Consider the following 11135-nt stretch of genomic DNA (forward strand, 5'->3'; position numbering starts at 1 on the left):
CTGCCCCGCCACTGTCATCTTTGCCTCTTAGCATTGTCATTATTACGCTAAAGAGCCAAGCCATGAAAACAACATACTATCCGAGTATTTGGATCTCAGACGTACACTTGGGCTACAAGGACTGTAAAGCGAAGTTCTTGCTAGATTTTCTCAACAAAACTGAATGTGATGTACTCTATCTGGTTGGTGATATCGTTGATCTATGGTCAATGAAACGCCAGTTTTTTTGGGATCCATCCCACTATCAGGTATTAGAATGCATACAAAAAAAAGCGGGATCTGGTACACGCGTTATCTACATACCGGGTAATCACGACGAAACCTTCAGAAACTACGTTGGACAAACGCTTTTTAAAGTCGAAGTGCATAAAACCTTTATTCATACCACTTCCGCAGGTAAGCGGTTTTTATTACTACACGGTGATGATTTTGACTCGGCAACAAGATACAACAAATTGATCAGTATCATTGGGGATGCCGCTTATGATTTTCTACTCTTCTTAAATCGCTGGACCAATCGTGTACGGCGCTTATATGGCGGTCATTATTGGTCGCTTGCATCTTGGCTGAAAAAACGCGTGCATAAAGCCAGAGAGGCCATTGCCGCATTCGAGAATGCAGCAATTCATGAAGCGAAGAAACAAGGTGTCGACGGTATTATCTGCGGGCATATCCACCAACCAGAGATCCGTGTCGTAGATGGTATTGTGTACTGCAACGATGGTGATTGGATAGAAAACTGCACGGCATTGGTTGAAAACCAAGAAGGTCGTATCGAATTGCTGCATTGGTCAGATGTACAGTCCGTACTCAACGTAGTTGAAATTGACAATGTTAAAACCGATAATGTTGAAGCCGCTTAGTTAGCGGCTTCAGTTCTTCCGGTCACTCTTCTTTTAATAGCTTATGCAGTAAATCGATGCGTTTATTGACACGCTTGTTTTGCACGTATGCCTCTGCGCTTAAGCTCATCATTAAAATCAAAAAGATGTATAAAACGGGTTGTTCAATAATTTCTGGGTAGCGATAAATTAAAAATACGACTGCCGTTAGCATACCGATGATCTGGTAGAATCGTCGCTTATTATTAGGCCTCAGCGAATTAAACTCTTTTAGTATCGCTTCCTTTCGCGACATGTCCTCAAACAGCGCTTGAGGACAATCCTGATTTTTCTTCATATGCTTTCACTTATTTTTAGCGAAGTTATATTCGAAATACACAATCGCCGTTTGTTAACAATACTTGTTGCCCAAGAATGGGGAATTACCCAAGCTTTATCACTTAAAAAGACGTTTTATGAAAACAATCTCCGCTTCTCGTCAGGTGCGTTATATCACAAATGTGGTCATTGCCCAAACAATTATACCCAAAATAAACACAAAAATACCATATTGAAAGTGCCTCACCATTGGGAACACCGCTTTATCCGTACGCTCAATAGACAAAGGATATTGCCAATGCGTTAACGCAAGTAAGAGTGGCTCAGCTTCTACGCTCATACCAGAGAGTGAAATCGTTGCGCCATACTCAGTATCAAAGATCAAATCAACAATATGATTACGACGAGTCGACGCGGTTAACCTATCCAAGTCGCTAACTGTAAACGTATTCCAGTGTACCTTAATATCGTTAACTTCATCCTTTTTTACCTCTCGTGCTTGTTTATCTGTAAACAGTAACGCAGGTAGCAGCAAACTATTTTCCTCAACCTTAATTTGGTTACAGGGCGATTGGTAAACAAAATAGTGTTTATTACTGATGAGTAAAGACGTCAACCAATAGCTCAAATACGTGAGCACCAAAAATACTAAACCAGCAAAGTAATTTTGTGACGAGTAAAGAATAAAGCAGGTCATTAGACCAAAAGCCCCTACCACCATCCAAACTATATGCAGCTTATGCTTAGGCGTCGGGAGTGCACATCGTAACACGGAGAATCGTGCTTCAATATCGCGATTGCTATTCATAAATAAAGGAAATAATCTTGCAAGGCTAGTTGGAGTTGAGCGCGTAGCTGATCTTCTATCTGCATCCGCATCTGCCGTCGGTTGAACGTTATGGTCAAGACCTGATGCAGACAAAAGCGCGGTGAGTTTATCAGCTTGCCGCAAACACGAAAATGAATAGACCGCAGGCTCCTCACTTTCTGATAGATAACTTATACCAATATAATTGAGTTGCTTGTTTCCACCCGAAGATACATCAGTCACAGTAGCAAGCGGTATCACACACTCGTCTATTCGCCAAACACTTACATTCAATAACGATAGTTGTTTAGTGATAACAAACTGCTTTTGTGCAGGGTCAAACATCAATCGATTACGGTATGAAAATAGTAACAATGAAATCACTAAGTAGATCGGAGCTTCCAAAAAACTTGACCCGACTAAGTGCAACACCGACGATAACAAGAATAAAATGGCAATGCCGTTAGTAACTGATTCACTGACTGACTTAAGTACCGTGGTTGATGTCATCCTACATTCCTTGAGTGACTAATATTGAAACCTACTACTTGCACAAGCTACCTAAACAGGTAGAAGACTAAATTACAAAAAGTTAAACGCTGAACAAGGCGTTTATCGTACAGAAAAACGCCATAATTCTCAATGACTCACACCTAACTGAAGCTTTACCTAAACAAAACGGTTTCTTTATTAAACCATTTAACGCAGCACACGAGTAACCCCGCCGCTAGAACGGCAGAAGCGCCAAAAATTAATGCGACGTAGCCATAATCAACTGTGCCTTTGATGATTTCTTTAATCGCTAATGCGACATTGGTAATTGGGATCAATGCGGTTTTTGCGGTTAACTCCATATTTGGCATTAAAGACATCACAATGGGAATGAAGATCCCCATGCTAAGTGGCCCCATGTAGTTTTGTGCTTCTTTAAAGGTTCTGGCGTAAATTGAGATGGCAAGTGTTAGCGACGAAAGCATCACAGCAACAGGAAGCAACAACGCAAAAATCAACACAAAGTCTAATAATGCAACCGACGAGAAGGCGTTTTTAATAACATCTAGTTCGACAAAGCTACTGGCAATCCCTATCCACAGCGCCATACTGGAAACCGTGATAAGCGCACAGAATATTGAACTGCTCAATACGGTTAAAAACTTACCTAACACCAGCTCTGTGCGTGAGATTGGTGTTAATAACAGCGTCTCTAAGGTGCCACGCTCTTTCTCTCCAGCGCCTAAATCAATAGCTGGATAGCTTGCCCCCATCAATACCAACGGAATTAACATGTAAGGGATAAACGCACCTAACTTCTCGCCTAAATTTTCGCGTTTGTCAGCAGTATCCACTTTAGTAATCGATATAGGCTGGAGCACTGCCACTTGCTCCGCTTGCGACAACCCCAGTGAGGTTAACTTCGCCGCTCTGAGTTCATCAGAAAACTTCTTAGCAAGTTTAGACAAACGGTCATAAATAAAGTTGATAGATTGCGCATCGTTAAACACGATTTTCCATTCACTTTTTACGCCAGACTCTAGATTTTCAACCGGATCGGATGGAATAAAAACCCCAACATCGATCACGCCTCTTCGTACCGCATCACTCAGCGCTTCGACACTATCAAGCTTGAGCTCACCAGCATATTTCTTAAAACTTTTATGATAAAAAACCTGCTCAGAGAACTTTTCAGCATAAGCTTCATTTACGATGTAATACGTATGGACTTCTTGCTTCGCTTCCATGGCGGCTTGTGAAGCCATAAAGCCGACTAAAGCCATAACCACGGGAAATACCAACATCGGTAGTGCAATCACAAAAAACAGTGTTTTGCGGTCGCGCAGCAGCTCTCTAATTTCTTTTAAAAATACCTCAAACATGCTGTGCTCCCGTTAACAAATTCAAAAATGCCTGATTTAGCTCTTCACTTTGCCCCTTTGCTTTAAACTCAGCCAAACTGCCATCAAAACAGGTGATCCCTTTATCGATAACAGACACCCTATCGCACAATAACGCGACTTCATCTAAGTGATGGGTAGAAAATATAACGGGTGTACCACGCGCTTTGAGGTCGCGAATAAAAGAGATAACCGTTTGTGTGGTCATAATATCAAGGCCTGTCGTAGGCTCATCTAGTACCACGACTTTAGGGCTATGTACCACCGCCCTTGCTATATTGGTCTTTTGTTTCATACCGGTCGATAGGTGTTCAGCCCTTTTATCTAGAAAGGTCTCCATCTCTAAGCGCTGAAACAGCTCATCGCATTTCGCTTTTAATGCTTTTCCTTTTAAACCATGAAGTCGTGCAAAATATTCAACATTTTCTTTGGCGGTTAGACGTCCATATAACCCTGTTGACCCTGATAAAAAACCGATGGCTTTGCGTGCAACAACAGGCTTTTTCACAATATCCTGACCATCCACTAAGATAGTACCGGCATCCGGCGTCAGTGCAGTTGAGAGCATACGCAAAGTGGTGGTTTTTCCCGCCCCATTGGGGCCGAGCAATCCAAGTACTTCACCTTGCCCACAGTGCAGGTTAACCTCTTCTACACTGTGAAAAAAACCATCACGCTCGCGAGGATCCGTCTGACTCTTTTTCTTTTTGTGTTCGCGAGTCAGGGCGAAGCGTTTTTTTAATCCATTGATAGCTATCATGCTATTTCCTTCTTTTCGGCCTGAAATAGTCCGTATTTTGATAAAATTCTAAATCTTGTGGCTCATGCCAGTTTGGGATCCCAAGCAGCGGAATGGGTGACATTTTGGTATTGTCTTCAAGCAGCCCATCATTGATCAGTGCGACCAATTTATCATCTAACCAACGATATTGTTCGCTTAATGAAAGTTGCCAAAATGTGGCATCGACATTGATACACACCAGTTTTCCCGTTAACCCAATAAAGGGATTGGTTAGCATCTCGTAGTTTGCGTGACCAAATACAAAAGGCTTTAGGTTTTGCTGCCATTCTGAGCGATTATCGTAAAATACATTCTGCCATTGGTGTGATTTAAAGGCATCACGCCATTTATCATCATCGATTGCCAACACCAAACCACACTCATCAAAAAGTGTTAACGCATTGCGCTTTTTACTTCGCTGCTTTAAACCAAACTGTGCTATTTCTTCGATATGTAGGGCATTTAACAAAGCTTTTGTTTTTGGGAATAAACACCAAATCAACGCACCAAATAAGTCGTGCCAGTTTTGACTACGCGTCGGTACCTGATGGGTTTCAAAGATAATCTCTTCATAGTATTTATCGCCAAAGTCTATCGTTTCATCGGCCACAAAGCGGGTATCATACTGTTGCAAGCTAATGCTGTTTACGTGCGAAGACAACCACTCGGGGCTTGGCCAGTCTTGTTGACTTTTTAAGTCAAAAAGCTGATTTAAATGGGAAAATGGCTCAGCATGTAAACATGCAACCTGCCACGCCTCAGGCGCTGTAAACTTTTTCATTTGATTGAGATACTTATCATACAATTAGCCGACTATTTTACTGAAGCGCCTGATACTTGGCAAAAGCCAATTGTAAATGAGCGTAACAGGCTAAATCGCATGCTAAAATTAAGATAATTATTAAAAATTGTGCAGTGTTCTGTTCCAGCTACGGATTTTCATTCATTTCTATCTCCTCTAGCCATCTTGTCCCGCTCGAACTTTTACGCATTTTATGTTACTACTTATGGGTTCCTAACAAGTAAAAGAAAGGCAATTATGAAACTTAAACTGACGCTCAGCGCTCTATCTATGGCGGTGCTGGCGGGCTGTGTTAGCACTAGCAATAGCCCCCAAGACATCGATACTGCATACAATAGTATTAATGATGCTCAACTCAGAGTCCATATTAAAACCCTTGCCTCTGACGAGTTTGGCGGCCGTGCTCCGTCAACAAAAGGTGAAGAGCTAACGCTTGCCTATTTAACCAAACATTTTAAAGCGCTTGGCTATCAGCCTGGTAATGGCAACAGCTTCTTACAAGAAGTGCCGCTTGTTTCGCTTGAAGCCGATCCTAATATGACGTTAACTATCGGTGGCAAAAACTACGAATATAAAAAAGACATGGTGATGGGCTCGGCCCGTATCAGCGAACTCGAGTCAATCAAAGATTCAGAGCTGGTTTTTGTTGGCTATGGCGTAAATGCTCCAGAGTACGACTGGAATGACTACGAAGGCCTAGACGTGAAAGGCAAGACAGTGGTGATGCTAGTAAACGATCCTGGCTTTGCTAATCCTGAGTCGGGTAAATTTACCGGTGAAGCTATGACCTATTATGGTCGTTGGACGTATAAATACGAAGAAGCTTCACGCCAAGGCGCAGCAGGTGCGATCATTATTCATGAAACAGCGCCGGCTTCTTATCCTTGGAGCGTAGTAGAAAACTCTTGGAGTGGCCCACAGTTTGGCTTCCAAAAAGAAAATAACAATATGGACCGCGTTGCGGTTGAAGGTTGGGTAACGGTAGACGTTGCTAAAGAGCTGTTTCAAAAGGCAGGACTTGATTTTGACACTGCAAAGCAAAAAGCTGCTGAAGGCGCATACCACGTTGATATGGGCAACCTAAGCGCGTCAGTTACCGTCAAAAACACCATCAAAAAATCAACTTCGTATAACTTTATCGCCACCCTGCCAGGTAGTAATAAGTCTGACGAGCACATCATCTACTCAGCACACTGGGATCATTTAGGTACCGATCCAAACCGTAAAGGCGATCAGATCTATAACGGTGCGCATGATAATGCCAGCGGCACAGGCGGTATGATTGAGGTAGCTGAAGCCTTTACTAAACTGCCAGCTCGCCCTAGCCGTTCAATTACGTTTTTGGCTGTGACGGCTGAAGAGCAAGGTCTGTTAGGTTCTAAATTTTATGCTGCAAACCCTGTTATTCCAGCAGAGAAAACCGTTGCTAACATCAATATGGATAGCCTAAATTTATTGGGTAAAGTAAAAGACATCAGCGTAGTTGGGATTGGCAAATCCGAACTCGATGAAATGCTAGAAACCGCAGCAAAAGCGCAAGACCGTGTCGTTTCAGGGGATCCACGTCCTGCCGCTGGTGGTTACTATCGCTCTGATCACTTCGCATTTGCGAACATGGGTGTGCCTGCCATGTACGCCGGTGGTGGAACCGAAGCACGTGACGAAGAGACTGAAACCTACCGTAAACGTATGGGTTTAGTATTACGTGGTTGTTATCATCAGCCGTGTGACCGCTACCGTGAAGAGTGGGATTTAAGCGGCGCGATACAAGATCTACAGCTGTTCTTTAAAGTTGGCTATGATGTCTCTGAGCAAGACGCGTGGCCGAAATGGAAAGCAACGGCAGAGTTTCAAAGAAAATAATGCAAATGATATTGATTTTCATTTAAAATGAAATTAAAGTGCAACTTAGACAATACACGGGTTGCACTTTATGTTTTCATCTCTACTTCGATACTCTCAACCAGCACATGGCGCTAAGGTGAGTTTATTGTTCAACAAACGGCTAATTTTACCCCTCGTTATTATTGTACTTTTAGCATTTGAAACGGCGAGACCAATTGTGGTCAGCGCACTGAGTGATGCATTCTTTCAAGTCAGCGTTTTTGTTGCCGCTACCCTGCTCGTGTACTACTTTCTTGTTGACAGAATTCCACAGCTTAATCTCAGTTATCTGAGTACCAAATCCCCTATTCTCGAAATAGCCATGGCGTCAATATTGGGCGCGCTGCCAGGCTGTGGTGGTGCGATTATCGTGGTCACCCAATTTACCAAAAAACAAGCGAGCTTTGCTTCAGTTGTCGCAGTGCTTACTGCGACGATGGGAGATGCTGCGTTTTTGCTACTCGCCAAAGAGCCCCTGACAGGCCTTACTATCATTGCGATGGGGGTTGGTGTGGGTATCGTGAGTGGGCTATGTGTGCACTTAATTCATCAACCCGACTTTTGTGTCCCGCAGACCATCAATGAGGTCGAAGAAGAAACCTTACACGCGAGCCGTGCGTTTAGTCTAAGCCGTAAGGTGTGGAAGCTGGGCTTACTGCCTAGCCTTGCAATTGCGCTCGCGATTGCTTTTAACGTCGACTTAGCACCTTTTGATACAGAAATTGCTTGGCTTGGAGCAGCATTGTGTCTTTTTGCTGTGTGTGTGTGGGCACTTAATTCAAAAGGCGTAAGCTATAAAGATATCACCTGTGAAGAAGGTGAATGCGACCCTCCGTCAAAACTCACTAGAGTACTACAGGACACGCACTTTGTGACCGCTTGGGTCGTTGCAAGCTTTTTGCTTTACGAGCTATCTACTGCGTATTTAGGGCTTGATCTCGCGGTTTGGTTTAAAGACTATGCGCTGTATGCACCACTGGTGGCCATTCTTGTCGGATTATTACCAGGCTGTGGGCCCCAAATTGTTGTTACAACGCTGTACCTGCAAGGCGTCGTGCCATTTAGTGCCCTGGCGGCCAATGCCGTTGCTAACGATGGCGATGCGTTATTTCCAGCGATAGCACTGGCACCAAGGGCGGCGCTATTTGCCACTATCTACTCTGCAGTGCCTGCATTTATCGTGGGCTACGGCCTCTACTACATTAATTTGGCTTAATATTTGAGCACGTCGACGAAGTGATCTGACGCTGGCTCAAGCACGATCTGGCTGTTTAGGGTTATGAGTTCAACCAAATCTGACCGTCCGTAACTAATTAATGGCCGAAAAGAGCGAATAGCGGGCGGTCAAATATACTTATTTTTGGACAAAAGTGTTTTAGGTCGTCGGCTGTATTAGGTGAGTTTCGCATAAAAATTTCTATGGGCTAGCGCCCGGCTTTGGGGCGGACTTGTAGCCGCAAAGCAGCGAAAAGGCCGTCCCAGCCCTGAAAGGGCACAACAGCCGCTTGTTAGTTTGTTTTACTTTTTAGCCACTTGCTAACAATATCTACGTTTACTGAAACAGGGCAAATTTCCTGAATTATTAGGTCGCAGTTTTTACGAACTTGATTTACCGTTTCAATATAAATATCTCTGAAGTGCCCTTCGTAATTACCCAGATATTTAAGAACTGAACTATGTGAATCATTTGAGCCGTGTTCAATGTTTCGCCTAACAACCCGAGAAAGACAAATATCCATAGGCTGATCAAGTAAAATCACATAGTCTATCAACGAAGAAATACAGCTGCGTTCTCTACCAAATGGCTCTTCGACAAAAATATACGAGTAATTGCCTTCAATTAATTGCCGAAGCTTAATGATCATATCAGGCGTATTGATTTCGGATACGTCGGCACCATTTTCACGCCACTTTTTCATGTCTTGTGGATAGCTGAATTTATGAACGTAATCATCAAAATGTAAAAAAGGGCAATCGAAATTACTGGATAGTTGCCTGACAGTTGATGTTTTACCGCATCCAGATGCACCGCTAATAGCTACAACTTTAACTCTATCCATAGTGCCTCTATGCGCTTAAATATGGTTGCAAACTAACGCCGCAAATAAACGGCTAAAAATAGTTGGCTAAAATTGGCGACGAAGGAGCACAAGCCTGCTGTTTTGTGTCCTTGGTTTAACGGCCTTGTTAGAAGCCGCCTCTCCGTTGTTCTTTTAAAGGGTCGTGAGGCTGTACATTGCCCCCTTGAGTAGCCTTATTTACATACCCTAAGTCAGTTTCAATTTCTACTTGAACTAAGTAGGGTTTGCCTAACGATGAGCGCCAGTAATGATATTTTTCCTGATACTCTTGATTAAAGCTAAAGTTAGCTGAAATTGATTTCACCCATTCATCGGGTAGCTTATGCGCTTTAAGTATTCGCGTAATTTCAGAACTCATATACTTGCACATATCTTCTAATAAGGGTGAACTGATATCGCCTGTACAATTTACTAAATCTAGCGAGATCATATCTACTTCATGCTTTTGAGCAAATAAAAATAGCTGACCTAAAGCCCAATAGCCTAAGTAATCATTATTGCGACCACTCAATAATTCAGCGAGGTTATTTGCGACCCCTTTTAATTCTCTACGACGAGGCATAAGTTCTCATAGGCTTCTAACGCCGCAAATAAACGGCTAATAATAGTTGGCTAAAATTTGTGAGGCACGAACAAAGCCAACTGTTTTTTATCCGAGCTTTTAATTTGCTTTGTTATATGACCAATAGCTTCTATTTTGAAAAAAGCTTTTTGAATAACTCTTCTGATTGCTTAATGCCTTCATCGGTCAATTGCACTGACTTTGCCTTACCAACCGGATCACAAATTAGACCTTTTTCATAAAGCCTATTCATAACTTCCCAGTCAATTTGTTTCCAAGCTCGGCCATAATCATGCAAAGTGAGATGTAATAAAGCTAAAGCTGCTTCATCTATTTTATTTTCATCTATATTCATTCAACACTCCAAAACCTGATGGGCATAACGCCCACAGAACCGGAAACGCAAGCGTCTTAATGGCCTGCTTTCCAAGGCCATTGCTTGCGGTTTTCGGTTGCTGTGTTTGTTATGTGATTTACCATTTTGCTATTTTTAACTTACTTGCAGCTGCACTAAGCTCTTCTTTGGTTAACCCAATAATAGTTTGAAAATCGTTGTCATCTAAACCGAAACCCAATCTATGTGCATTTAAAGTATTGATAATACCGCCAAGTTCAGGAGCAGTAAGCATATTTGGAGATACTTCTTGCACTACTGAATACAGTTTGTTCGCAATAGCATTTTCAACCGAGTTTACAACGACTAAGTCGCCAGCCTCTTCTAGTTCTTTAATTGCTTTGATTAATACTTCTTTTACTACAGATTCGCTCATGTCATTTATTCACATAACGCCTTACTCTGAAGAATCCCCAGATAATCATATTTAAAATCAAAAACCACAACAAATCGCTGACACCCACCACTAATTTGCACCTTCCTAAGATACCGCCTAAGCTTTAATTCTGCACTCAAAAAAAACCACAACAAATCGCTGACACCCACCACTAATTTGCACCTTCCTAAGATACCGCCTAAGCTTTAATTCTGCACTCAAAGGATTGAGGAAACCAAACTATGGCTACTGCCCGTAAAAGACAAATCAGTTTAACCGACACCAAATATTATCACTGTATCTCCCGTTGCGTAAGGCGTGCCTTTCTGTGCGGTGAAGATAAACTTACTGGCAAATCATACGAGCACCTGTCTCTTATACACATCTCCGAGCCC

Annotated in this window: 12 protein-coding genes; 3 read left to right on the top strand and 9 right to left on the bottom strand. The window is 42.6% G+C overall.

Annotated elements, in window-relative coordinates; genetic code table 11:
- Positions 1–62: 62 nt before the first annotated feature.
- Entirely contained in the window at positions 63–863 is an 801-nt protein-coding gene (locus BB427_RS10760; protein WP_010604698.1) for a UDP-2,3-diacylglucosamine diphosphatase, read from the top strand.
- A 22-nt stretch (positions 864–885) separates the two neighbouring features.
- On the opposite strand, the gene BB427_RS10765 is transcribed toward BB427_RS10760, so the two are convergent.
- The 5 genes from BB427_RS10765 to BB427_RS10785 all read right to left on the bottom strand — a co-directional run bounded on the left by BB427_RS10765 (position 886) and on the right by BB427_RS10785 (position 5422).
- Positions 886–1179 carry a hypothetical protein gene (locus BB427_RS10765; protein ID WP_069020687.1) on the bottom strand — a complete coding sequence of 98 codons (294 nt, stop codon included), beginning with the start codon at positions 1177–1179 and terminating at the stop codon, positions 886–888.
- Between the two features lie 150 nt (positions 1180–1329).
- Positions 1330–2478: a hypothetical protein gene (locus tag BB427_RS10770; RefSeq protein WP_069020688.1), complete on the bottom strand. Its 1149-nt coding sequence runs from the start codon at positions 2476–2478 to the stop codon at positions 1330–1332.
- 155 nt (positions 2479–2633) lie between these two features.
- Entirely contained in the window at positions 2634–3842 is a 1209-nt protein-coding gene (locus BB427_RS10775; protein WP_069020689.1) for an ABC transporter permease, read from the bottom strand.
- Positions 3835–4620 carry an ABC transporter ATP-binding protein gene (locus BB427_RS10780; RefSeq protein WP_010604694.1) on the bottom strand — a complete coding sequence of 262 codons (786 nt, stop codon included), beginning with the start codon at positions 4618–4620 and terminating at the stop codon, positions 3835–3837. The genes BB427_RS10775 and BB427_RS10780 overlap by 8 nt, the downstream gene beginning before the upstream one ends.
- A 1-nt stretch (position 4621) precedes the next feature.
- Positions 4622–5422: a DUF3025 domain-containing protein gene (locus tag BB427_RS10785; RefSeq protein ID WP_045990068.1), complete on the bottom strand. Its 801-nt coding sequence runs from the start codon at positions 5420–5422 to the stop codon at positions 4622–4624.
- Positions 5423–5680: 258 nt separating this feature from the next.
- Here BB427_RS10785 and BB427_RS10790 point away from each other — a divergent pair, with 258 nt between their 5' ends.
- Together BB427_RS10790 and BB427_RS10795 are read left to right on the top strand one after the other, a co-directional pair.
- The gene (locus BB427_RS10790) at positions 5681–7306 is read left to right on the top strand and encodes a M28 family metallopeptidase (RefSeq protein ID WP_069020690.1); all 1626 of its coding nucleotides are present in this window, start codon (positions 5681–5683) and stop codon (positions 7304–7306) included.
- Positions 7307–7376: 70 nt separating this feature from the next.
- Positions 7377–8543, top strand: a complete 1167-nt coding sequence (locus BB427_RS10795; RefSeq protein WP_069020691.1) for a putative manganese transporter — start codon at positions 7377–7379, stop codon at positions 8541–8543.
- Positions 8544–8835: 292 nt separating this feature from the next.
- On the opposite strand, the gene BB427_RS10800 is transcribed toward BB427_RS10795, so the two are convergent.
- The 4 genes from BB427_RS10800 to BB427_RS10815 all read right to left on the bottom strand — a co-directional run bounded on the left by BB427_RS10800 (position 8836) and on the right by BB427_RS10815 (position 10740).
- Entirely contained in the window at positions 8836–9387 is a 552-nt protein-coding gene (locus BB427_RS10800) for a hypothetical protein (RefSeq protein WP_069020692.1), read from the bottom strand.
- Between the two features lie 127 nt (positions 9388–9514).
- On the bottom strand, positions 9515–9970 hold the full coding sequence (locus BB427_RS10805) for a hypothetical protein (RefSeq protein WP_069020693.1): 456 nt from the start codon (positions 9968–9970) through the stop codon (positions 9515–9517).
- Positions 9971–10100: 130 nt separating this feature from the next.
- A complete protein-coding gene (locus tag BB427_RS10810) occupies positions 10101–10325 on the bottom strand; it encodes a DUF6429 family protein (protein WP_069020694.1) in 225 nt (74 codons plus the stop codon).
- A 118-nt stretch (positions 10326–10443) separates the two neighbouring features.
- Positions 10444–10740 carry a hypothetical protein gene (locus BB427_RS10815; RefSeq protein WP_069020695.1) on the bottom strand — a complete coding sequence of 99 codons (297 nt, stop codon included), beginning with the start codon at positions 10738–10740 and terminating at the stop codon, positions 10444–10446.
- Between the last annotated feature and the right edge of the window lie 395 nt (positions 10741–11135).

Source organism: Pseudoalteromonas sp. BMB (genome assembly GCF_001709235.1).
Classification (GTDB): domain Bacteria; phylum Pseudomonadota; class Gammaproteobacteria; order Enterobacterales; family Alteromonadaceae; genus Pseudoalteromonas; species Pseudoalteromonas maricaloris.